The organism is Exiguobacterium sp. SH5S13, from assembly GCF_004337085.1.
Taxonomy (GTDB): domain Bacteria; phylum Bacillota; class Bacilli; order Exiguobacteriales; family Exiguobacteriaceae; genus Exiguobacterium; species Exiguobacterium aurantiacum_A.
This window is the reverse complement of record NZ_SJUS01000016.1, coordinates 45,084-67,812: the sequence shown is the minus strand read 5'-3', so window position 1 is coordinate 67,812 and position 22,729 is coordinate 45,084. Positions and strand designations below refer to the sequence as shown.

Here is a 22,729-nt window from a genome sequence, read left to right as displayed (position 1 = left end):
CCTACGGAAGTTCATCGCCGTGGGCATCGGGGGAAGTGCAAAGAAGGGGTCCGGCCACCGAAAATCGGTGACCGGACCCCTCTTTTTATTGAAAAGCTTTAAAACAGGCTAGTTATGTCCCAGCCCCTTTAATTGTGACAAAAATTGGAACATGAAACTGATAAAGGTAGTCAATGAGAAGTCAGACTTCTTTTGTTTGGTACATATTAGGTTTCGTTATCCGATATAAGAGTGGCAATACAAAATTAGAGAGAAGTAGAGGTGGGAGAGGACGTGTTCCTCAAAAGAGATGAAACGATTGAAAACACTGTCATTAACGCAAAAATTATTTAGTGGTATAGGACTTATTTTATTGTTCGTCGCGTTCGGCATGGGCTATAACTTATGGACGCTTCAAAATATGACGACTCAGTATGAAGACATGATCAGCCATGACGTGATGAAGATGAAGGCGGCCGACGAGTTATCACTCGGCATGACGCGTCAGGCGTACGGACTGCGGGGTTACATACTCGAGCAAGAGGACTCGCGTCTCGAAGCAGAGCAACGTGGGTCAGAAGACAAGAAACAGGCGATTCAGACACTCATTGAGCTTGCCGAGACAGAAGAAGAGCAGACAGAACTCGAGAATCTTTTATCCTATGCAACCGGCTATGATGAGTTAGCCGCCCAATTGATTGCAGCAATCGATGAAGGGGACGAAGAGTCGATCGACCGACTCGCGCTTCGACTCATGCCGGATGTGACAGCGTCAATCACGGAGACGGGCGAGCGGTTACAAGCCGAGTCAGAGGCGGAGATGTTCGAACAGCAACGAAGACTTGAAAAGTTAGGTGAGAAGGCACTCTTGTACTCGGAGGGTATCGCGATTTTCATCCTACTCTTGACGGTCGGTGCCGGTTACGCCTTGAAACAAATGGTGACCGTTCCGCTTCGGATGTTGTCAGACGAAGTCGCCGTCGTCGCGAATGGCGATTTGACACGCGCCGACTTGGACGCGCTGACGCGTGACGAGATCGGGCAGCTCATGGTCGGCTTCAACCAAATGAAAGGCAACTTGCGTGAGTTGATCAATGAAGTGAACCGTAACGCCCAAGAGATCACGGCGCAATCGGAAGAGCTTTACGCCAGCACGGAAGAGATGTCGTCGCAAACTGAAGAAACGACGCGGATGATCGAGGCGGTCGTCGAAGAGACGATTCAACAAGCGAAAGAAGCGACGGGCAGTGCCAAAGCGGTCGCTGCGGCCGATGAAGGCGTCGAACAGATCGCCCGTTCAATCGGTACGATCAGCGAAGACGTCGCGATGAGTCTAAAGCTCGCCGAACAAGGGGACGAGACGATTCAACAAGCGAAACAAGAAGTGCTCGCCCTTGCAACCGAGACACGAATGACCGGGGAATCGATCGCGGCGTTGAAACATCAGTCGGACGAGATCGCCTTGATCACGGAAGTCATCCAATCAATCACGGACCAGACGAACTTGCTCGCCTTGAACGCGGCCATCGAAGCCGCCCGGGCCGGTGAACAAGGCAAAGGGTTTGCCGTCGTCGCCGAAGAAGTCCGGAAACTCGCCGAGCAGTCGAAACAGTCGGCGACACGGATTGCCGGGTTGATCGAATCGATCCAAGTCCAATCAAACGCCGTGCTCGCAAGGCACGAACTCAGTGCGAAGCGGGTCGAGGCGAATACGAAACTGTTGGAGAAAGCGACAAACGCGTTCCAACAAATCGTCGTCCAACTCGAGACGTCGGTTGAGAACACGAAACATATTCGTGTCGCCTCAAACGAGATCGCTTTGACGACAAAACAAGTCGCCACGGCCGCCCTCGGGATTGCGACCGAGAGCGAACAGATGGCGCAGACGATGCGTTCGGTCGGCGAGACAGCCGATTCACAGCTCGCGATGATCCAAGAGTTGAACGGCGTCGCCGAGTCACTCGGGAACATGACGGGCGATCTGCAGACGTTGATCGGAAAATTCAATACGTGACAAACACAATCGAATCAGCTCGTCCTTTCGGCGCCTCCGCTTTCCTAGGGGCAAGCAGGGAGCCGCATCGCGACTTCGTCGCTGCTGGGTCTCCCTTCGCTTGCTGACCCCTCAGGAGTCTGCGGCGCCATGAACGAGCTTCGCAAGCGGTCGCCCTCTGGGGTGGCCGCTTGTCATTTTCTGAGGGCTCAACGACAGAAGAAAAGCCTGCGTCATGTGCACGAACCTAGGAAACGGAAACTGATAGCTAAAAGCATTCCTCGGACGGCTTTTGTACGTTCAAAGGATTGACGATGCTACGTTTCGGGAATGACGGGATAGAACGCATTTTAGATGGAAAAGGGGAATTTGAATGAAATATACGGTCATCACAGGGGCAAGTTCAGGCATCGGCTACGAGGCGGCGAAGCAGCTTGCCAAGCAGGGTAAATCATTCGTGCTCGTCGCGCGTCGCACGGACGAGCTTCAAAAATTGCGTGACGAGATCAAGTCGATCTCACCAGACAGCGACGTCATCCTCAAAACGAATGACTTGTCATATAGTGAAAATGTCTATGCACTCTATGAGTCGCTCGCCGACCTCGATATCGAGACGTGGATCAATAACGCCGGGTTCGGAGACTCGAATCTTGTGAAAGACGCCGAAGTCGGGAAAATGGAAAACATGATTCGTCTGAACGTCGAGGCGCTGACCGTCTTGTCGAACTTGTACGTTCGTGACTACCACAAGGTCGAAGGGGCGACACTCCTAAACATTGCCTCGGTCGTCGGCTACCGCATCGCGGCGAAAGGGGTCACGTACAGCGCGACGAAGTTCTTCGTCAGCGCCTACACGGAAGGACTCGCCCAAGAACTTATCCAAAACGGGGACAAGTTGCGGGCGAAAGTGCTCGCACCGGCTGCGACCGAGACCGGATTCGCGAGCCGGGCCCGCGAGGAAGAGAACTTCGATTACAGTGAGAACGTCGCGAAGTACCATACGGCCGAAGAGATGGCCGAGTTTTTAGTTCAATTGCTTGAGAGCGATGAAACGGTCGGCATCGTCAATCACGAGGACTACTCATTTGAACTGCGCGGACCGATTCATCCGTATATGGGGTGAGTTAGACAGCATTCAATACCATAAGCAGACGACAGCCCGAACTCTTTTTGAGTTCGGGCTGTCGTTTAGGATTGTCGCATCGTATCCGCATAGCCCCCGGTCAGGCGGTGGGTTAGGCGATGATACCAGTAGCGCAGACGCAGGCGATATACATACGTTCGGGACGTGTTCGGCAAGACGACGTTATCGATATAGTCGGCGAACATGGCGCGGAACATTTTGTCCTCACTATCGTCGTACGTCGCGCTCCACATGCCGTGCTCTTCGACTTCGAGTAGCGTCGCGATCGTCTCGTCGTCGAGTTGACCGTCTTCCGGCAAACGTTTGACGAGCATCTCGACCCGGTGGCTGCAAATCGAGGCATAGAGCGAATGGGCCCGCGGGTTTCGCGGATTTGCATTCAAATAGCCGATTGCGGCTTTGAGCAGCTCGTCGTTCATCTCGAGCGGGATCTCGTCGAACGCTTGGAAGAATTCGAGCAACATCGGCACGGTCTCTTCGCTGAAACCGGCGAGACGGACGTAGTGCATGATGTGTAAGCCCGCTTCGCCGTAGAATTTACGATTGAAGTAATGGACGGCAAGGGCGCGCCGTGTCATCGGCACGTCCGGATAGCGCTCGACGGCGCGGCAGTAATGTTGCTCGGCCTCAAACGTAAACCCGGCGTCTTCGCTGAGGGCGCCGTGCAGGCAATGGATGAGGTAATGGTCGCCCATCGTACTCGCGGTTTCGAGCACTTGTCTGGCTGTCTTGAAATCGCCTTCGCGAATGAGCGGATAAGCGCGCATCGCCGGGAAGAACGGGTCGTTCGGGAAAGCCGTCTCGCCGCGGACGATGAGCGTCTCGATGGCCTCGGCGTTATAGTCTTCGATCAACTCTTCAAGGAGCATCATCTCAAGGAAGGTGCGCTGAAAGTCTGGGGTGTGTAAGTCGATGGTGTGTTTCAAATGAGGTCCCTCCCAGCTTTTGTGATTGTCGCTTTATTATACAAGTCAATCGCTTCACGAAGTAGCATTATTTGAAAAAATGGGAAAAGAAAAGAGGGGGAGCGCATTTGGGGGAAGGAGGGATCAACGTGGTCACATTCACGGGCTATATCGTCGAACTCGAGGCAGCGCGAATTCGGGTCGCACCGAAGTTGGAGGCTGAACCGTTCGACGGCATCGTGTTTCATCTAGACGAGCAGATTGGGGACATATCAACGCTCACGGTCGGCCAATTCGTGCGGGTCGAGCATAGTGAGATGATGACGAAATCATTGCCGCCCCAGGCGGCGGCGCACCGGATTGATGTGCTATGATGGATACGAGGTGAGTCATATGGGACAGTGGAATTTTCTTTGGCTCGGCGGCGTCATCGCGCTGAGCTCATTTCTCGTCTGGCTCTTGCAAGACGCGATCCCGTTTTGGATGCTGTCGATTTTGTTGCTGTTACTCGGGGCCGCGGTCGGTAACGTGCAACGCAAATTGAATAAGGGCGAGTAAAAAGCACGTCTTCCGATTTAGTCGGAAGGCGTGCTTTCTTCGTCTCGCTCTGTGGCAGCCGGTTTAGCTTTTTCTTCTTTAGCAGGTTGTTCTTCTTTAGCAGGTTGTTCTTTTTTAGCAGGCTGTTCTTGTTTGGCAGGCTGTTCTTTTTTAGCAGGTTGTTCTTGTTTAGCAGGTTGTTCTTTTTTAGCAGGCTGTTCTTTTTTAGCAGGTTGTTCTTTTTTAGCAGGCTGTTCTTTTTTAGCAGGTTGTTCTTTTTTAACGGGCTGTTCTTTTTCAACATGCTTTTCTTGTTTAGCGGGTTGGTCTTTTTTAACCGGTTTTTCTTCTGTGACCGGTTTCTCTTTTGGCTGATCTTTCGGTTTGCTTTCTTGCTTTTTGACTGGTTTCTCCGCTTCAGCCGCTGGTTTTTCAGGCGCCACCGGTTCTGCCGGTTCTGTCACAGGAGGTTCCGGCGTGACCGGTTCTTCTGTGACCGGAGGCGTCGTCGGTTCTTCAGCTGGCACTTCCGGTTCCGCGACTTCAGGCTCTGGTGTTTCCTCTGGCGTTGCCGGTGCGTCTTCAATCGGCTCTTCAGCAGGCGCGGCCGGTTCTGGCGCAGCTTCCGGGGCAGGGGCCTCGGCTTCTGGTTGCGGCGCTGGCGCTGGTTCCGTCACAGGTTGCTCATTTCGAGGTGGCGTGATTGGTGCGACCGGTGCTAGTTTAGCTAACGGTGGCGCTGGTGTGTCCGATTCAAGAAACGCGAGCACGTCTTGTTCGAACAGGGCGACCGGGAGTGCTTTTGACTTGAGGTGCATGGCGAGTACCCGTCCGTCTGAAGCAACAATCGGACTGCCGATTGCCCGTCTCGGGATATCGAACTCGCGCTCATACCCGGTTTCATTGAACGTCATCTGGCCTTCGATCCGTTTAGACGGCATGAGCGTGATGAGCGTCTCGTCCGCCGCGGCAATCGCGTGACTGAACATGAACGGCGTCTCTTTCATTTGATTGATCCGGATGACGGCGATGTCGACGGTACGTCCGACGACGGTCCCTTTAATTTTCTTCCCATCGTGGTCGATTGTCATCGTCGTCAAACCTTCAACATTATGGGCAGCCGTCAAAATATCTTGCGGGCTGATTAAAAACCCTGTCCCGGCACCGACAGAAAACAGACTTTTCTCGAGCGTCGCCAAATCAATCATCGAAGCGTTATCGGCTGAGACGGTGTCTTCGGCGATGTTCAAGTTGACTTTGTCAGCGAGTGAGTCTGTCGAACGAGGAGCTTCTTTCAAATAGGCGACTGTTAAAATAGAGATGAATGCGATAAGTGCAATCACGGTCGAAATGGCAATCCATTTCAAGCGACGGGGGCGATGGCCACACGTCGGACAAGCAGTTGTTTTTGAGCGGGTCTTCGTTCCGCAGCGTGGACAAGTCACGAGGGTGACACCTTCCTTCATATGCATAGATGATTAGCTATACCTTAAATGGAACAGGGATAAACAATATTTTGATGGGGTAAGCAGATGAGGTTGGAATGAACTTCCGGAAATCGGGAAAGAGATAGATATATTTCAAGAAAGGGGAAACGCCCATGCAGCCCTTTTGGACAACGCATGCGTTCCGTAATGGCATCTGGGTACTGCTCATTTTGACGATCATCTTCATGGCGAAACAAGTCGAGTTTTTGTTCTATCCGATCGGTATCTTTTTCGCGACCGTACTGACACCGTTCTTGTTCGCCGGCATCTTGTTTTATTTGACGGTCGGTCTCGTCGATTTCCTTGAGATCAAATGGAAGCGACGGTCACTTGCGATTTTGAGCGTGCTCCTGTTGCTCCTCACCCTCGTCGTGTTGTTCGTCGTCACGCTCGGACCGCTCATCACAAGGCAACTGCTCGCGCTGCTTGACGCGTTCCCACGTTTTGCCGAAGGGAGCTATCGCCAGTTTTTGCTGCTGTACGGACGGCTCGAGGAATACGCGTGGTTTCGGGACTATGCCGAGCAGAACGCGGCATCGATTGAGACGTGGATTCGTCAGTTGACCGACGCGCTCGGTTCACTCATCGGCACCGTCGCCGGTTCGCTCGGGCGCGTGCTCGCGCTGATCGTGTCTGGACTGTTCACGTTGTTCATCGCTCTATTCTTGTACGTGTTCATGCTCATTGACGGGGGCAAGCTCGCGACGGCGATCGTGCGGTGGATCCCTGAGGCGTATGAACAAAACGCCCGTCACATTTTGCACGACATGCACGAGACAATCAAACGTTACGTCCGGGCCCAGCTCATCGTCTGCACGTTCGTCGGCTTCTTCGCGACAATCGCTCTTTGGCTGCTCGACGTCCCGTTCTTCCTGCCGCTCGGTCTGTTCATTTTCGCAACGAACATCATCCCTTACTTCGGTCCGTTTCTCGGGGCCGCACCCGCCGTTCTGATTGCGTTCATCGACGAACCGGTCAAAGCGCTCTACGTCATCATCGCCATCACCATCGTCCAACAGCTTGACGCCAACGTCATCTCACCGCTCGTCCAAGGCAAGTCACTCCGTGTCCATCCCATCACCATCACTCTTGTCCTGCTCGTCGCGGGACGCCTCGCCGGTATCGTCGGCATGCTGCTCGCCGTCCCGTTCTATGCTGTCCTGAAAGTCACATTCCTCAACTTGCAAAAACTATACGCGCTACGCAAACAGTCGAAGCTTCCGATTGAAAGGAATCAGGTCTAAATGTCTCCGAGAAGGGTGTCAGCATCTAAAAACATCTGATCAGTCTAGCGAAACCATCAAATGATATGTCTAACAGCTAAAGATCAGAGGATGAGGAGGTTGTTGAAAGGATACAAGACGACTTTTCAACGGTCACGATCATGTCTGTGTTCATCACCGGGATTCTCGCTGCGTTCATTTACTAAGGAGGGAACGACATGGCATTATCAACAGAACTAGGAAACATCAAGCAGCTGCATAACGCGGAGGCGGGCGTACTGAGTCTTTACTTAAGTACGAAGCCGAGCGAGCGCGACAAATGGGAGATCCATTTGAAGAACGAGCTGCGTCGGCTCGAGCAAGAAATCAAGAGCGGGGACGAGGCGAAGTTGAAGGCGTTCAAGGGCGTCCGGGAACGGGCCGAGCGTGAGATTATGGGCAACGAACATAAGCTGTTGCGCAGTATCGTCTTGTTCGCGGAAGGAAACGATGGCTTGTTCGAGCTCCACTTCCTGCAACTCGATGTCGACAATGATTTCCATTACGGCGACAAGCCGAATTTGGATCAAATCGAGAAACTTGACGCTGAATTCCCGAACACGGGCATCTTGTTGGCTCAACTCGACAGCATCACGGTGTACGATACGCGGCTCGGTGAAGTCGAAGACATCGTCGTATTCGATCTTGATTTAGACACCGATCAATGGAGACGGTACCAAGGCCGCGGAGCTGGTGGACATGCATCGTCGAGTAGTCAAGTCGACCAATTCGACAGCCGGAAAGAAAAACAAGTCCGACAATTTTATCGCGACGTCGCCGGTGAGATTCGCTCGCTGCACAAGAAGCACAAATGGAGCGATGTCGTCATCATCGGGCAAGACCGGAGTGCCAACTTGTTGAAAGACGAACTCGACATCGACATCGAGCGCGTCGTCAATCGGAACTTAGGTCACGCCGAGGAAGAAGAAGTATTGCGCCGGGCGTTCGAACAATAAAAAGTAGCGAGTGACGTCTCATGTCGCTCGCTTTTCGCTCTTCCTACTCGAGGACTCGAGCCGTATGGTATGCTAGCAAGAAATGGATAAAGGACGGGGGAAGAATGAAGCTTGTCATACTGATTGGTCCACAAGCTGTCGGCAAGATGACGGTCGGACAGGAGCTTGCGAAGCAGACAGGGTTGAAGTTACTGCATAACCATATGACGATCGATCTCGTCAGCCCGTTCTTTGATTACGGGACGGACGAGGGGCGCCGGCTCGTCCAACTGTTTCGGCACGAGTTATTCGAAGCGGTCGCGAAAAGCGATCAGCCCGGCTTGATCTTCACGTTCGTCTGGGCGTTTGATATGGAAGAAGACCGGACGTACATCGAAGGAGTGGCGGAACTGTTCGAGTCGCACGGGGCGGACGTCTACTACGTCGAACTCGAAGCGGACATCGAGGAGCGGCTCGCCCGGAACACGACCGAGAACCGGCTGGCACATAAGCCGACGAAACGGGATATCGCTTGGTCCGAGGCCGAATTGAAGCAGACGGCGACGATGTACCGCTTGAACTCGCGTGACGGGGAGATCGATGTCGACAACTATTTGCGGATTAATAACACGGACCTTGATGCCGAAACGGTCGCGCGACAGATCCAACGCCAGTTCAACCTTTAGAAGTTTGAAGAGCGACGGCTGATTTGCCAAGCGGGACGAAAAGAGATAATCTAGCACTAGATAGTAACCATTACATTCTTTGCAGTCTATCCATTGAAATGCGAGGTGAACAAGATGATAGAATTCAAATATGATACACAACTGTTGATCGAAGGGGAACAACTGTCCGAAGATGCGATATTTGAGTACATCAACACAAGCTTCGCGGGAGATTGTTTGTTGGCAGTCGGGGACGAAAATCTAATCAAGATTCATTTTCACACGAACGAACCGTGGGATCTCGTTAAATATTGTGCGTCGCTAGGTGAGATTTACGATATTGTGATCGAAGACATGAGTAGACAAGAAAGAGGTCTACCTGGTTAATCTACGAACAGAAAAGAGAGTTGTTCGCCGGCAAACGGTGAACAACTCTCTTTTTCTACACCCACCAATCAGGGCGCTCATAGTCGATCAATAGCTGCTTTTCCAGTAAGCGTTGCACGAGGTAAGACGTGACGCTTGGTAAAATCTCATCGATGTCGGCCGGGTGGACCATGACCTCGATCGAGTCGCCTGGTTGAATTGCGTCGAGCGTTGCCCGAGACACACCATCGCCGTAGAACTGGTCACTGAACCGCTCGGTCACCCACAAGTCCCGTCGTGCATCGAGTGTCGTTAAGGCCCGAAACGTCGTGCCATATTCTTCGGCGAGACGGACGATGACGTCTTGGATCGCCGGCCAGCCATGGACGTGATGATGGCTGTCGAGGTGATGGAGCGACAGTCCCGTCGCGCGGAACGCGTCGATTTGCGCTTTCCACTCGAGGTAGACGAGCTCAGGGTCGGGTGCCGCTTCCGTCAGAAACCGGTTCGTGTAGCGGAACGTCCCGTCTTCTTTCGTGAGCGGTGTACTTGTCTTTGCGAGCGGCCGTCCCCACGTCAAGGCGAGGTGCACGCCGACGTGTAAGGCGGGATGAAGTTTTGCGAGCGCGACGGCTTCATCGACGGCATAGCCGTTCATCATAAGTGTCGCCGAATTGACGATGCCGTGGACGTGACTGTCGATGATGCCCCGGTTCACGCCGGTCGTCAATCCGAAGTCGTCGGCGTTGATCAAGACGTGCGTCTTATGCATTTTGCACGAGACCGAGCGCTTGGTCGAGCACTTGGTCGCCTTTCATGAGCCCGTAAGCCATATTGTCGATGACGGCGACCGGTACCGTGACGGATGCTTTGATCTTGCCTTCGAGGTAGCGGACTTGTGGTCCGATCAAGATGACGTCGACGTTCGTTTGTTCTTTCAAGCGCGATTCCGGGATGGCATCGATTGTCGCGTCCAAGCCACGTGCTGCGGCCTCGGTGCGCATTTTTTCAACAAGGATCGATGTCGACATACCGGCCGAGCAGACGAGTAAGATGTTCATTTCAGTTCCTCCAATTGGTTGAGTCGAGTGATCATGTCGACCATCTCGATCGCAAGTTCTTTGACGGTCATTGCCGTCATCAAGTGATCTTGGGCGTGGACGAGCAGGACGCTCATGTCGCTCGTCGCACCGCGTGCCTCTTCCTGCAACAGTTCGGTTTGAAGCTTGTGGGCTTCTAAAAACGCCTCATCCGCTTCTTTCATTTTCGCTTCGGCGAGTTCACCTTCGCCGCGTTTGGCGGCGGCAATCGCCTCGAACGCCGACGAGCGGGCGTTTCCGGCGTGTAAGATGATCATGAACGATAATTGTTGGATGCTTTCTGTCTTCAACTGATTTTCTCTCCTTCGTTGACTTCTGCTTTATTTTTATTGATTTCGGCCGTCATCGCTTTCGCCCCTGCCATGACGAACGGGATATACATCGCCGTCGCGATCGTCAAGTTGACGAGTTGAAGCAAGACGCCGCGGACGCTACCGCCGGTGACGAGGTAACCGCTGATGATCGGTGGCGTCGTCCATGGCACGATGGCGACCGTCTTCGGTACCATGCCCGTTGAGAGGGCGACGTACGATACGATCGTGAGCGTGACCGGCACCAAGATGAACGGGATCAACATGACCGGGTTCAACACGATCGGGAGACCGAAGATGACCGGTTCGTTAATGTTGAACAGTCCGGCCGGAGCCGACAGTTTCGCAACTTGGTGGTACGGGTGGTTGCGCTGTTTGCGGACGACGATGAAGATGGCGAGAAGCAGGGCGAACGTCGTACCTGATCCGCCCATGAAGACGAATGAATCGAGAAACGGTTTAGTCACTGTGTACGGGACATCATAAGCCGACACACCTGCTTGGAACGCGGCCAAGTTTTGCTCGATGAGCGGGAGATAGATCGGCTCGATGACCGAACCGATGATGTTCGTGCCGTGAAGTCCGAAGAACCAAAGGATATGGTTCAAGAAGGCGATGACGAGACCGGCCGCGAGCGAGTCGCCGAACCCTTGAAGCGGTTGCTGGATGACTTTGAAGATGACTTCAAAAATGCTGAGCTCGACTTGGAGTGTCATGAACAGTTGAACTCCGGCGACGAGCGTCAAGATGAGCATCGACGGGATGAGTGCTTGGAACGAACGGGTGACCCCACCCGGTACGCCTTCCGGCATCTTGATCGTCAGTTTCGTGTTGATGAGGTAACGGAACAGTTCGGTGACCGCGATCGAGACGATGATGGCGACGAATAATCCTTGGGCACCGAGCCAAGCGAAGTTTAAGCCCCAGTCTTCTGTGACCGGCACGAGCATGATGTATGACGCGACCGATAAAATACCGGCGGCGAGTCCATCGACCCCGTACGACCGGGCCAAGTTATACCCGATCGAGAAAGCGACGAGCAGCCCGAGTATGGCGAACGAGGCCGTCCAAATGTTGCCGCCAAGTCCTTGCCAGCTGCCTTCGCCGAACGCATTGTTCATCATGCCGACGAAGTCGAGCGAGAGGCCACCTAAATTGATGGCCGGGAAGTTGTTAATGAGGACAGCGAGCGAACCGACGATGATGAGCGGCATGACGGAGACGAAGCCGTCACGGATGGCGACTAAGTGTCGCTGGGAGCCGATGCGCCCAGCGATTTCGATAAACTTGTTCATGAGTAAACCTCCTTCTTGAATTGGGGTAAGTACGCTTCGTGCGCGTCGAACAAATCTCGCAAGAGCACATCGATTTTCTTCTCATCTTGGATGAGCGGGTTCATCAGGCAGGCGAGGTAGGCGTCGTTGTATGAGCCGGACATCGCTGCGCGGATGGCGAGCTGTTCAAACGTCTTCAAATTAGTGATGAGTCCTTTGATCGGGAGCGGTAACGCACCGATTGAAATCGGACGTGGACCAGCCTTCGTGATGACGGCGTTCACTTCGATGACGGCGTCGTCCGGTAAATCGCGAATCGCGCCGCGGTTCAGTGTGTTCACAGTCTGGATATCACCGCGGTCGTTGTAGATCGAGTCCATCAAGTTGCAGGCGGCGTCGGAATAATAGGCGCCGCCGCGCTGTTCGAGCTCAACAGGCTTCACGTCGAGTTCGACGTCTTTGTATTTCTCGAACAGTTGCGCCTCGACTTGCTGGACGACCTCGGCGCGCGTGCCGTTCTGTTCATACGCCGCTAGATCTTTCGCGAGTACGTCCGCCGTTTGGAAATAGTATTGATGGTACGGGTTCGGCAACATGCGGAGCGATTTCAAGAACGACTCGCTCCAACCGAGCCCGACGATGTTCGCCGGCGAGTAGTCGGTGCCGGCGTTCAGTGACGCGAGTACGTCGTCCGTACGATCGACGCCGTCGACCCAGACGTGGCGGCCGAACACGAAATGGTTGAGTCCGATGAATTCGATGGCGACACGTTCGACCGGCGTGTCTAAAATCTCAGCGACCGAGTTGCGCATGTTGAACGGGATGTTGCAGACGCCGATGACTTTTTTGTGGGCCGAGTGCTGCAAGACGGCCTCGGTGACGATACCGGCCGGGTTCGTGAAGTTGACGAGCCACGCGTCCGGGCAAATCTCCGCCATCTCATTAGCGAGCTCGACGAGGACCGGGATCGTCCGGAACGCTTTGAACAAGCCACCGGCACCGTTCGTCTCTTGCCCGATGAAGCCGTGCTTGAGCGGGATGCGTTCATCCAAGGCGCGGGCTTTCAGTCCACCGACGCGGATCTGCGTCGAGACGAAGTCGGCGCCAACAAGTGCGGCTTTCCGGTCGAGCGTCCAACTGAGTCTGATGTCTGCGCCTGCCTTTTGAATCATCCGTTCGGCGAGACGGCCGACGATGTCTAATTTGTCTCTTCCTTCCTCGATGTCGACAAGAACGATCTCCCGAACCGGAAACGTCGCTTGTCGCTGGATCAAACCTTCAATGATTTCGGGGGTATAACTCGAACCTCCACCGATGATGACGACCTTGACTGCCATAGTGCCAACTCCTCCTTGTGAAAGCGATTTCTTTTTGTTGTAACAAATATAACAAATAGTACAACTTGTCGCAATATAAAAAGTACAAATAATACAAATTGTTTTTTGTATTTGCATTTGTATGTTTGCTGTATCAGAATAAAGGAAAGAAGGATGACACAAAGGGGTGACAGAATGTCGCAGTCGACGCTTCAAACAGCCATCAAAGAAGAGTTATTGTCCCGCATCAAGAGCGGGCATTATACAGAAGGCGAGAAATTCCCGACCGAGTACGCGTTATGCGAAGAGTTCGACGTCAGCCGGACGACGGTCCGCGGCGCGCTCAACCAGTTGACGACGGAAGGCTATCTCGTCCGCCAGCAAGGGCGCGGCACGTTCGTCGCCGGGAAGAAAGTCCGGCAGACGTTATCGCATACGCCGAACAATTACGCGGCCCAGCTCGCCATCCAAGGCAAGCGCGGGCAAGTGTCGCTCATCGACTTGTCGGTCGTCTCGGCGAACGCTCAGCTCGCGGACGTATTCACGGTCGACGAGCAAGCGCCGATTCAAAAGATCGAACGCATCCGTCACGCCGACGGGGAGCCGACGCAATACGAGGTCTCGTTCATCCCGTGGCAGATCGCGCCGGGTATCACGAAAGACCAGGCCGAGCATTCGCTGTTCCAAACGCTAGCGGAAGTCCACGACGTCCACGTCGCCAAGACGACCGAGGCGCTCGAGATCGCGCTCGCCGACGAACGGATAAGCGATCTTCTCGACTGTCCGCTCGGGACGCCGTGCTTTTATATCGAGACGGTGACCGAGGACGCGTCAGGAAAAACGATCGAGTACTCGCGTTCATATTTCCGAGGGGACAAGACAAGTTTTGTCATCGAACGGAGCTATTCCTAAACACGCCGAGGTCGGCGTGTTTTTTTGTAGTCATATTAAACAAAAATGAACGGGTTAAGGATTTGTCAGCCTTGGAGATATCGCATTCATTGAAACCGAGGGTCATGTTGCGTACAGTTAACAGTAGGAAGGCGGGATGTCATGTTATTCAAGAAAAAAACAGACGAGGAAGTGACAGGGGCGACGCGTTTCCAAGTCAAATTGACGGAACAGTTGCCGGAACTTGGCCAAGTTATGGTACTCGTCGACACAGCGACCGGTGTCAACTACATCCAGACATGGGTCGGGACGGGTGGTGGCATCACGCCGTTACTTGATTCAAACGGTGACGTCGTGGTCGACGACGTGTCTAACTTTCAGTAAATAGGGATCGGATCGAGAAAGGATTGAAGGCACATGCACATTATCGAATTCATTGGGGTCAGTCATAACGACATCCTACATAACATCACCGGCCACTTCCGCGAAGGCCGGATCACGACGTTCGTCGGACCGAGCGGCGCCGGCAAGACGACGTGCCTGAAACATATTAACGGGCTACTGTCGCCGGACGCGGGCGACATTTATTTCAAAGGCGAGAACATCCGCGATATCGATGTCATCGCGCTCCGGAAACAGATCGGCATGGCGTTCCAAAGCGCCCCGATGATCGACGGGACGGTGTACGACAATTTGAATTTGCCGAAAGCGATTTTCGGGGAGACGCTCGACCGGGCTAAAGCGACAGAGCTGCTCGGAAAAGTCGACTTGGACGGCATCTCGCTCGACCAACCGATCAAGACGTTGTCGGGCGGGGAGCGGAGCCGGGTCGCCATCGCCCGGACGCTCGTCAATAAACCGGACGTCTTGCTGTTAGATGAGATCACGTCGAGCCTCGACTACCGGACGGTGAAAGAGATCGAGCATTTGATCGTGCGACTTCAAAAAGATTTCGGGGTCACCGTCATTTGGATCACCCACGACCTCGATCAAGCGAGACGGGTCAGTGACGACATGTGGTTTTTACGGAACGGGGAATTGATTGAGTTCGGAGACGCGTCGTTCATCGACGAGTCGGACAATCCGATGATCGGACGTTTCGTCAGGGGGGAAGAGCTATGACGTTCATCGAACTGATGACTTCCTTGATTTTCGTGGCGATTCCGCTCGGGTTGGCGTTATTTTTGAAGCTCGGTCTCGAGCGTGACATCGTCATCGCGACGGTACGCTCGATCATTCAACTGTTGTTGATCGGCTACATTTTGACGTTCGTCTTCGAGAGCGATAACCCGGTGTTCATGCTGCTCATGATCCTCCTCATGATTGGCGCGGCGACGCAAAACATCATCAAAAAAGGGGACGGCATCCCTGGCATCACCTGGATGATCGTCCTCACGCTCGTCACGGTTGAATCGCTGACGATGGGGCTCATGCTCGGGCTCGGCATCATCCCGTTCGAGCCGGAGAAAATCATTCCGATCAGCGGTATGGTCATTGGCAACTGTATGGTGTTGTCACTCCTGTTTTTGAACAAGTTCAAAGACGAGGTCGAACGGAGCGACGAGGTCATCGAGCTCATCCTGTCGATGGGCGGGGCACCGAAAATCGCAATCGAGCGGAGCTTGAAGAACGCCATCCGGACGAGTATGATCCCGACCGTCGAGGCGCAAAAGACGATGGGGCTCGTCCAGCTTCCGGGCATGATGAGCGGCCTTATCATCGGCGGCGCCGACCCGATGGAGGCGGTGTTGTACCAACTGCTCATCTTGTTCCTCATTTTGACGACGGCGACGATCTCAGCCGTCATGGTCGGCTATATGTCGTATCCACGCTTGTTTAACCAAAAACTGCAGTTCATCGGATTGACGTATCGGAAGGGGAAAACGACATGATCACAGGCATCCATCACGTCCAAATCACGATCCCAAAAGGTGAAGAAGCGAGGGCACGCGCGTTTTATTGCGATATGCTCGGCTTGAATGAAATCGACAAACCGGAGTCGCTTCAAGGACGAGGTGGGTTTTGGCTTCAAGTCGGCGACCAAAGCGTCCATGTCGGTACCGAGGACGGGGTCGATCGGCTGAAAACGAAAGCACATGTCGCCTATACGGTGACTGATCTAGCGGAATGGGGACGGAAACTCGAAGCAGAAGGAATCGAGCGGATTGAAGGGATTCCAATCCCTGGATTTGACCGGTTCGAGTTCCGCGACCCGTTCGGCAATCGGGTCGAGATGATTCAGGCGATATGAGAAAAGGGAGCGCCCAAGTGGGTGCTCCCTTTGTCGGTTCACGAGATGCCGAACAGTTCCGTGACGGCTTTCCAGCTCGATGGGTAGGCGTTGCTGCCGGAATGCTGATGGATCAGTTTCCCGTGACGTTTCACAACAAGGCTCCACTGCGTCCCATCGGTGGTGTAATATCCTTTTTCTTCAAACACTTCAGGCCAACGATGTGAGGAGAGGGCGACGAATCGTTCGTGGACGCGTATCGCATCCTCCTTTTCGTACCAACCTGAGCTTGGGATTGCTACGCTCAAGTCGTAATCTTCGCGCCAAATCACTTCTCGTTTGACCGACCCGTCTTCAAAGAACGTCAACGTGGACTCGTTGTGCACACCGAAGCCACCGACGGAGAACGTGACGGTGATGGTCGGTTTCTTTTTACGGATGGCATCGAGCGGGATCGTCGGCTCGAACATCAATTTCTTTCGGCGTGACTCCATAAGCGCTAACTTCTCTTCTAACGTGGCTCTCGGTCGTCGCATGACCGGTTCAAAGTGATTGCGTGTGCTATATGTATTCAATTTTGTCGACCCTCTCTTTTGATGTCATTCATACGTGAATTATAGGACATCCGGACAAGGCGGGTGAGTAAAATAAAGGGTAGGGTGAACAGAAAAAAGGGAACGCTTAAATCGGCGCGCCCTATCTATCGTTATTGTGCAGGTGTCCCTTGATGGAATCGCATTTTCCATACGCCGTCAATCCTGACCCAAATCGAGCTGCGAAGGGTGGTCTTCTCAGTCGCGTGATTCTCGGTTCGATACGTAGCGAGCACGACATCGTCGCGGATGACCTCGAGATTGAAGTCGGAGAGTGTGATGTCGATTTCTCCAAGGTCCATCGTATTCGTGTCGTCTTCTTTGTATAAGACGCGACCGGAACTCCCGATTTCAAAGAAATCTTCGGTCAACAGTTCACGCAACCGCTCGGGCGATGTCCGAACTTCCGTCGTCAATAAAAGGCGTTCTTTCTCTTCGATCAATGGTGCGAGCATTCGCGTCACTCCTTTCTAAAAACGTTAGCCGTGTACCGTATTCGTTTTCCCGAAATTCATGACGATGACACCGAGCACGATGAGTCCGGTCGCAACTGTGCCGAGTTATATACGGGTGTCGACAGAAAAAGCGAACGCAAACACAGAAGCTTAGGAAAATGATCAAATATCTACAGCATTCTCAAACGAAAACGAGACAGGCGAAATTGAACTTTAACATAATTAAGCGAGAATTCTCCCACCTCTGAGCGTCTGGGGCGAGGCCCAGCGTAGGTGGGAGAATTCTCGCCCGTACATAAACCTCTTGGCCACCCCTGTGACAGATATGACGAACAGAAGTTCGTGAATCCGTCAGATTTCCCTTCCCCCGCCACGGGTATCGGATGAGGAAGACGTTCATCAAGATCATCGGCCGAGAGGAGGCGGAGACATGCTGAAGGGCTACAAATACAGGCTCTACCCGACGGCGGCACAGGCCGAGTTCCTCGTCAGAACGATCGGCTGCGCCAGGTTCGTCTACAACAAGCTGCTCGAGGACCGCATCGCCATCCACGAGGAGTCGAAGGCTGGGACCGGCCCGAAGCGGAAACCGTCGACACCCGCCTCGTACAAGCCCCTGTTCCCGTTCCTCGCCGAGGCGGACAGCCTCGCGCTCGCGAACGCGAAGCTTCACCTCGACGCGGCGTTCGCGAAGTTCTTCGCCGGGACGGCCGGCAGCCGGAACCGCGAGAAGGCGCGGCTCCTATTGGCCAAAAAGCATGAAAAGGTACGGAACCGCCGACATGACTTCCTCCACAAGCTGTCACGACGCATCGTCGACGAGAACCAAGTCGTCGTCGTCGAGACGCTGAAACCGAGGGAGATGATGCAGGACCGCCGCCTGGCAAAATCGATCGGGGACGCCGGGTGGGGCGAGTTCGTCCGCCAGCTGGAATATAAGGCGAGGTTCTATGGACGGACGCTCATCAAGGCCGACCCGTGGTTCGCCTCGACTCAAGTCTGTTCGGCCTGCGGCACGCACCACGACCGCGACGTTAACGCGAGCCTCAACCTGTTGCGTCTCGCCGACTGAAACACTTCAGGGCAGGGACTGCCCGACGAGCTTGGTCCACAACCGTGGCTGGTCAAAGCACGGTCTTCCCAAGAAGCTCCCACTTCAAGTTGCGAAGCAAATAAGTGGTGAGTAGTTCACCCTTCCAGAAAGTGGTCGAGCACCACTTTCTTTTTATTTTGCGTTAGATAGTAGGAAAAATATTACCAATCTCTTTTTGAAAATTTAGCATTGCGCATCCTTTTTTTGTTTGCTATGCTTCTCAATGAAAACGACAATGATAATCATTATCAATGAGAAAGTATTCCTGTGACTTACATAGACAAAATCAACAACCGGGATGCCGTTCGATTGAGAAGGTTGTCAGCGTACTCAATACATATAGGGAGATGGAAAAAGTGGGGAAATTGAAAGCATCAATCATGGCGACATCGCTCGTCTTGTTACTCGCGGCGTGCGGGAACGAGAATGAGGCGAAAAATACGGGCAACGCGGAAGCGGAAGCGACACCGAAGACGGTCGAGATCACGGACGCCCATGGCAAGATCGAAGTACCGGTCAACCCGGAGACGGTCGTCGCACTCGACAACCGGACGTTCGAGACGCTCGCAGAGTGGGACGTCGAACTCGCGGCGGCGCCGGTCGGCTTGATGCCGGCTGAGTCACCATACGTCAAAGACGAAGACATCGTCGACGTCGGCATGCACTTCGAGCCGAACTTAGAAGCGATCGCCGGAGTCGATCCGGACGTCGTCATCGTCGGTCAACGTTTCGCCGACTACTACGAGGACATCAAAAAGTTGGTCCCGAATGCGGCCGTCATCGACTTGAACATCGAACTTCCAGAAGATTCAGGCACACCGGGTGAGATTTTAGTCCAAGGACTTGAAGACACGACGCTCACGCTCGGTCAAATCTTCGACAAAAACGAAGAAGCGGAAGACATGGTCGCTGACCTCGACAAGTCGATCGAAGACGCGAAAACGGCTTACGACGGTAAAGCATCAATCATGTCGGTCATCGTCTCGGGCGGAGACATCGGGTTCTCAGCGCCGATCAGCGGCCGCGTATTCGGACCGATGTACGACATCTTCGGCTGGGTGCCAGCACTAGAAGTCGAGAAGACGACAGGCGACCACCAAGGCGACGAAGTATCGGTCGAAGCGATCGCCGAGAGCAACCCGGACTGGTTGTTCGTACTTGACCGCGACGCACCGCTCGCTGACGCGGAAGGCGCAGTCCCGGCTGAAGACGTCATCGATAACGCACCTGCACTTCAAAAGACGACAGCCGTCAAGGAAGACCAAATCGTCTACACACCGAAAGACACGTACTTGAACGAATCGATTCAAACGTACTCGGAATTCTTTGAGAGCGTCGCAAAAGCGCTCGCGAAGTAACGGGGTCACGTTGTGCAAAATCCAATACTAGACAGGGTTGAGACGAGTGCTCAACCCTCCTTTTCTAACATTTGGACGAAGTCGTTCATCTTTGCCATGCTCGTCGTCCTGATGCTTGCGATTCTATCGCTCTTCACCGGTGTATACGACATTAGTAAAGCGGACGGCTTCGATATGTTTTGGATCACGCGGGTCCCGCGGACGGTCGCGCTCATGTTGACTGGTGCCGCAATGGCGATGGCGGGGCTCGTTATGCAGTTGATCACGCAAAACCGATTGGTCGAACCGACGACGACCGGCACGATTGAATGGGCTGGTCTCGGGTTGTTGGCAGTCTACTTGTTAGTCCCGGCACCGTCACTCATGATGCGTATGACGGGAGCGATCGTATTCTCGTTTATCGGAACGATGGTATTCTTTTGGTTTTTACGGTCGGTCAAACTTCGTTCGTCCTTAATCGTCCCGATTATCGGACTCATGCTCGGGGCGGTCGTCTCGGCCGTGTCGACGTTTCTTGGATTGTTCTTCCGGGCTAGCCAGACGCTCGAAGGCTGGTTCGTCGGCTCGTTCGCCTCGGTCCAAGTCGGACGTTATGAATACTTATGGCTCATCATCATCGCCACGTTCTTTATTTTCTTACTCGCGAACCGGTTGACGCTCGTCGGACTCGGGGAAGATATTGCGACGAGCCTTGGCGTCAACTACAACTTATTGATGTTGATCGCAACCGGCTTGATTGCGTTATCGGTCGGGGTCGTCGCGACCGTCATCGGTAACTTGCCATTCCTCGGCTTGATCGTCCCGAACCTCGTTTCGATGTTCCGCGGTGACGACCTCCGCAGCAACTTGCCGTGGGTGTGTGTCATCGGGATGGGGGCGATCCTTGTCAGTGACTTGATCTCCCGGACGATCATCATGCCGTTCGAGTTGCCGGTGTCACTCATTCTCGGGACGGTCGGCTCGGTCGTGTTCATCGCGATTCTGTTGCGACAACGGAAGACGGGAGGTGTACGATGAGTACGGTCATGGAGAGAGAAACTTACGAAGAAGACGTTCGTCCGCTAAGCGGGAAAGAGCGGAGCGCGTCTGCGTTTCGCTCAAAAAAAGAAGAACGCCGCTATTGGGTGTTCCTCATCGCTTTCATTATTGGGGGTCTGTTATGCGCGTTCGGTCTTCTCGTCTACAACAATCCGGTCCCGTTCGACTCACCGTCATTCATGCCGGTCGTCGAGCGCCGTGTCGTCGCCGTCATCACGATGGCGATTGCGGCACTTTGTCAAAGTCTCGCGACCGTCGCGTTTCACTCGGTGACGAACAACCGCATCATCACTCCGTCCTTACTCGGGTTTGACGCGCTCTATTCAACGATTCAAACGAGTATGATCTTCTTCTTCGGGGCTGGGGCTTTGGTCGGTTTCAGCGGGACGGGTGCGTTTTTGGGCCAAGTTGCCGTCATGGTGCTGATGAGTCTTCTGTTGTACGGCTGGCTGTTATCGGGAAAATACGCCAACCTCCAACTGATGCTCCTCATCGGGATCATCATCGGGACCGGGTTGAACTCGGTGTCGACGTTCATGCGCCGCATGCTCGCACCGTCCGAGTTTGATCTGTTGCAGGCGCGTCTGTTCGGTTCGGTGACGAACGCGGACGCCGCCTACTTCCCAATCGTCATCCCGATCGTTGTGGTCGTCGGTGTCTTGCTTTACTTGTTCTCGAACCAGTTGAACATCGTCGCGCTCGGGAAAGACATGGCGACGTCGTTCGGGGTGAACCATCGCCAAAGCGTCATCTATACGCTTATACTCATCTCGCTCTTAATGTCAGTGTCGACGGCCTTGATCGGACCGCTGACGTTCTTCGGCTTCTTGGTCGCGACGCTCAGTTATCAGGTCGCGGCGACGTATGACCATAAATACGTCTTCCCGATGGCGTTCGCGCTTGGCTTCTTCGTACTGACGAGCGCATATTTTTTTATTTATCACATTTTCAATGCACCGAGTGTCGTGTCCGTCATCATCGAATTGTTCGGCGGTGTGATTTTCTTAGCGGTGATATTAAGGAAGGGGTCCCTATGATACAAATCGAGCAAGTAAAAAAATCGTATACGGACGACGTCCAGATCGGGCCGCTCGACCTTCAAATCCCGAAAGCTGGATTCACGTCGTTGATTGGTCCGAACGGGGCCGGCAAGTCGACGACGCTCATGATGATTGGCCGTCTGCTCAACTTGGACGAAGGACAGATCCAAGTCGCAGGGATGGACGTGTCGAGCACGAAATCGAAAGACTTGGCGAAAATCATCACGATCTTACGGCAAGAGAACCATTTCGTGACGCGTCTCACCGTACGGCAACTCGCCGGGTTCGGTCGCTTCCCGTATTCGAAAGGACGGTTGACGCAAGAGGACGAGCGCATCATCTCGAAATATATCGACTTCCTCGACTTAACGAGTTTGGAGCACCGTTACCTCGATGAACTGTCGGGCGGTCAGCGCCAACGCGCTTACGTCGCGATGGTGCTCTGTCAGGAGACGGAATACGTGTTGCTCGACGAGCCACTCAACAACTTGGACATCGCCCGCTCGGTCCAGATGATGGAGTACTTGCGCCACGTCGCCGACGAGTTCGGCCGGACGATCGTCACCGTGCTTCACGACATCAACTTCGCTGCCAAGTACTCGGACCGGATTTGTGCGATGAAAGACGGCAAGATCGCCGCCTTCGGTACGGTTGATGAGATCATGGTCGCCGAGACGCTATCCGATATCTTCGAGACGAAGCTTGAAATCATTCAAGGACCATACGGACCGATTGCGGTCTATTAATAGAAGGAAGG

General features: G+C 53.8%; 27 protein-coding genes. 18 read left to right on the top strand and 9 right to left on the bottom strand.

The genetic code is table 11. The features are described 5' to 3' along the window. Positions 1 to 289 precede the first annotated feature (289 nt). The gene (locus EVJ30_RS09545) at positions 290 to 1,993 is read left to right on the top strand and encodes a methyl-accepting chemotaxis protein (RefSeq protein WP_131468885.1); all 1,704 of its coding nucleotides are present in this window, start codon (positions 290 to 292) and stop codon (positions 1,991 to 1,993) included. 352 nt (positions 1,994 to 2,345) lie between these two features. Next, complete coding sequence (locus EVJ30_RS09540) at positions 2,346 to 3,095, top strand: SDR family NAD(P)-dependent oxidoreductase (protein WP_131456417.1); 750 nt, start codon at positions 2,346 to 2,348, stop codon at positions 3,093 to 3,095. A gap of 65 nt (positions 3,096 to 3,160) precedes the next feature. Here EVJ30_RS09540 and EVJ30_RS09535 read toward each other — a convergent pair whose 3' ends face one another. Continuing rightward, positions 3,161 to 4,042 (bottom strand): tetratricopeptide repeat protein, encoded by an 882-nt coding sequence (locus EVJ30_RS09535; RefSeq protein WP_236633332.1) that lies wholly within the window; start codon positions 4,040 to 4,042, stop codon positions 3,161 to 3,163. Between the two features lie 128 nt (positions 4,043 to 4,170). Here EVJ30_RS09535 and EVJ30_RS09530 point away from each other — a divergent pair, with 128 nt between their 5' ends. Continuing rightward, positions 4,171 to 4,395, top strand: a complete 225-nt coding sequence (locus EVJ30_RS09530; protein WP_131468883.1) for a DUF3221 domain-containing protein — start codon at positions 4,171 to 4,173, stop codon at positions 4,393 to 4,395. A gap of 19 nt (positions 4,396 to 4,414) precedes the next feature. After that, the gene (locus EVJ30_RS15290) at positions 4,415 to 4,579 is read left to right on the top strand and encodes a hypothetical protein (protein WP_201739073.1); all 165 of its coding nucleotides are present in this window, start codon (positions 4,415 to 4,417) and stop codon (positions 4,577 to 4,579) included. Positions 4,580 to 4,596: 17 nt separating this feature from the next. On the opposite strand, the gene EVJ30_RS15165 is transcribed toward EVJ30_RS15290, so the two are convergent. Beyond that, positions 4,597 to 6,003, bottom strand: a complete 1,407-nt coding sequence (locus tag EVJ30_RS15165; protein WP_161568832.1) for a S1 family peptidase — start codon at positions 6,001 to 6,003, stop codon at positions 4,597 to 4,599. A gap of 155 nt (positions 6,004 to 6,158) precedes the next feature. Between EVJ30_RS15165 and EVJ30_RS09520 the strand changes: the two genes are divergently transcribed. The 4 genes from EVJ30_RS09520 (at position 6,159) to EVJ30_RS15440 (ending at position 9,294) form a co-directional block, all read left to right on the top strand. Then, a complete protein-coding gene (locus EVJ30_RS09520) occupies positions 6,159 to 7,289 on the top strand; it encodes an AI-2E family transporter (protein ID WP_131468881.1) in 1,131 nt (376 codons plus the stop codon). A 197-nt stretch (positions 7,290 to 7,486) separates the two neighbouring features. Continuing rightward, positions 7,487 to 8,263 carry a VLRF1 family aeRF1-type release factor gene (locus EVJ30_RS09515; RefSeq protein ID WP_131456425.1) on the top strand — a complete coding sequence of 259 codons (777 nt, stop codon included), beginning with the start codon at positions 7,487 to 7,489 and terminating at the stop codon, positions 8,261 to 8,263. Between the two features lie 104 nt (positions 8,264 to 8,367). Beyond that, positions 8,368 to 8,928: an AAA family ATPase gene (locus tag EVJ30_RS09510; protein WP_131456427.1), complete on the top strand. Its 561-nt coding sequence runs from the start codon at positions 8,368 to 8,370 to the stop codon at positions 8,926 to 8,928. Between the two features lie 114 nt (positions 8,929 to 9,042). Continuing rightward, entirely contained in the window at positions 9,043 to 9,294 is a 252-nt protein-coding gene (locus tag EVJ30_RS15440) for a dihydroxyacetone kinase (protein ID WP_035386313.1), read from the top strand. A 55-nt stretch (positions 9,295 to 9,349) separates the two neighbouring features. Here EVJ30_RS15440 and EVJ30_RS09500 read toward each other — a convergent pair whose 3' ends face one another. Genes EVJ30_RS09500 through EVJ30_RS09480 form a run of 5 tightly spaced genes read right to left on the bottom strand, consistent with a single transcriptional unit; the run spans position 9,350 to position 13,295 of the window. Then, positions 9,350 to 10,045, bottom strand: coding sequence for a carbohydrate deacetylase (locus EVJ30_RS09500; protein WP_131456429.1), 696 nt, complete (start codon positions 10,043 to 10,045; stop codon positions 9,350 to 9,352). Continuing rightward, complete coding sequence (locus tag EVJ30_RS09495) at positions 10,038 to 10,334, bottom strand: PTS sugar transporter subunit IIB (RefSeq protein ID WP_131456431.1); 297 nt, start codon at positions 10,332 to 10,334, stop codon at positions 10,038 to 10,040. Before EVJ30_RS09495 ends, EVJ30_RS09500 begins: the two co-directional genes overlap by 8 nt. Next, positions 10,331 to 10,630, bottom strand: coding sequence for a PTS sugar transporter subunit IIA (locus tag EVJ30_RS09490; RefSeq protein ID WP_035386318.1), 300 nt, complete (start codon positions 10,628 to 10,630; stop codon positions 10,331 to 10,333). Before EVJ30_RS09490 ends, EVJ30_RS09495 begins: the two co-directional genes overlap by 4 nt. Before the next feature lie 29 nt (positions 10,631 to 10,659). Beyond that, positions 10,660 to 11,979 carry a PTS cellobiose transporter subunit IIC gene (celB, locus tag EVJ30_RS09485; RefSeq protein ID WP_131456433.1) on the bottom strand — a complete coding sequence of 440 codons (1,320 nt, stop codon included), beginning with the start codon at positions 11,977 to 11,979 and terminating at the stop codon, positions 10,660 to 10,662. After that, entirely contained in the window at positions 11,976 to 13,295 is a 1,320-nt protein-coding gene (locus EVJ30_RS09480) for a 6-phospho-beta-glucosidase (RefSeq protein ID WP_131468879.1), read from the bottom strand. Before EVJ30_RS09480 ends, celB begins: the two co-directional genes overlap by 4 nt. A 174-nt stretch (positions 13,296 to 13,469) precedes the next feature. On the opposite strand from EVJ30_RS09480, the gene EVJ30_RS09475 reads away from it, so the two are divergent. From EVJ30_RS09475 to EVJ30_RS09455, 5 genes are all read left to right on the top strand, one after another. Beyond that, a complete protein-coding gene (locus EVJ30_RS09475) occupies positions 13,470 to 14,186 on the top strand; it encodes a GntR family transcriptional regulator (RefSeq protein ID WP_131468877.1) in 717 nt (238 codons plus the stop codon). 141 nt (positions 14,187 to 14,327) lie between these two features. Continuing rightward, a complete protein-coding gene (locus EVJ30_RS09470; RefSeq protein WP_071398173.1) occupies positions 14,328 to 14,549 on the top strand; it encodes a DUF6440 family protein in 222 nt (73 codons plus the stop codon). A 33-nt stretch (positions 14,550 to 14,582) separates the two neighbouring features. Beyond that, the gene (locus tag EVJ30_RS09465; protein ID WP_131468875.1) at positions 14,583 to 15,287 is read left to right on the top strand and encodes an ABC transporter ATP-binding protein; all 705 of its coding nucleotides are present in this window, start codon (positions 14,583 to 14,585) and stop codon (positions 15,285 to 15,287) included. Then, positions 15,284 to 16,057, top strand: coding sequence for an ABC transporter permease (locus EVJ30_RS09460; protein ID WP_131464246.1), 774 nt, complete (start codon positions 15,284 to 15,286; stop codon positions 16,055 to 16,057). The genes EVJ30_RS09465 and EVJ30_RS09460 overlap by 4 nt, the downstream gene beginning before the upstream one ends. After that, positions 16,054 to 16,416 carry a VOC family protein gene (locus EVJ30_RS09455; protein ID WP_131456443.1) on the top strand — a complete coding sequence of 121 codons (363 nt, stop codon included), beginning with the start codon at positions 16,054 to 16,056 and terminating at the stop codon, positions 16,414 to 16,416. Before EVJ30_RS09460 ends, EVJ30_RS09455 begins: the two co-directional genes overlap by 4 nt. 38 nt (positions 16,417 to 16,454) lie before the next feature. On the opposite strand, the gene EVJ30_RS09450 is transcribed toward EVJ30_RS09455, so the two are convergent. Beyond that, positions 16,455 to 16,931 (bottom strand): hypothetical protein, encoded by a 477-nt coding sequence (locus EVJ30_RS09450; RefSeq protein ID WP_145963151.1) that lies wholly within the window; start codon positions 16,929 to 16,931, stop codon positions 16,455 to 16,457. 170 nt (positions 16,932 to 17,101) lie between these two features. Continuing rightward, positions 17,102 to 17,443, bottom strand: a complete 342-nt coding sequence (locus EVJ30_RS09445) for a nuclear transport factor 2 family protein (protein WP_131468873.1) — start codon at positions 17,441 to 17,443, stop codon at positions 17,102 to 17,104. 430 nt (positions 17,444 to 17,873) lie between these two features. Here EVJ30_RS09445 and EVJ30_RS09435 point away from each other — a divergent pair, with 430 nt between their 5' ends. The 5 genes from EVJ30_RS09435 (at position 17,874) to EVJ30_RS09415 (ending at position 22,718) form a co-directional block, all read left to right on the top strand. Then, complete coding sequence (locus EVJ30_RS09435) at positions 17,874 to 18,515, top strand: RNA-guided endonuclease TnpB family protein (protein WP_131468869.1); 642 nt, start codon at positions 17,874 to 17,876, stop codon at positions 18,513 to 18,515. A 368-nt stretch (positions 18,516 to 18,883) separates the two neighbouring features. Beyond that, the gene (locus tag EVJ30_RS09430; RefSeq protein WP_131456447.1) at positions 18,884 to 19,894 is read left to right on the top strand and encodes a siderophore ABC transporter substrate-binding protein; all 1,011 of its coding nucleotides are present in this window, start codon (positions 18,884 to 18,886) and stop codon (positions 19,892 to 19,894) included. A gap of 24 nt (positions 19,895 to 19,918) precedes the next feature. Beyond that, entirely contained in the window at positions 19,919 to 20,911 is a 993-nt protein-coding gene (locus tag EVJ30_RS09425) for an ABC transporter permease (protein ID WP_370250802.1), read from the top strand. Then, on the top strand, positions 20,908 to 21,969 hold the full coding sequence (locus EVJ30_RS09420) for an iron chelate uptake ABC transporter family permease subunit (RefSeq protein ID WP_131468867.1): 1,062 nt from the start codon (positions 20,908 to 20,910) through the stop codon (positions 21,967 to 21,969). The genes EVJ30_RS09425 and EVJ30_RS09420 overlap by 4 nt, the downstream gene beginning before the upstream one ends. After that, positions 21,966 to 22,718: an iron ABC transporter ATP-binding protein gene (locus EVJ30_RS09415; RefSeq protein ID WP_131456453.1), complete on the top strand. Its 753-nt coding sequence runs from the start codon at positions 21,966 to 21,968 to the stop codon at positions 22,716 to 22,718. Before EVJ30_RS09420 ends, EVJ30_RS09415 begins: the two co-directional genes overlap by 4 nt. The last annotated feature ends 11 nt before the right edge of the window (positions 22,719 to 22,729 follow it).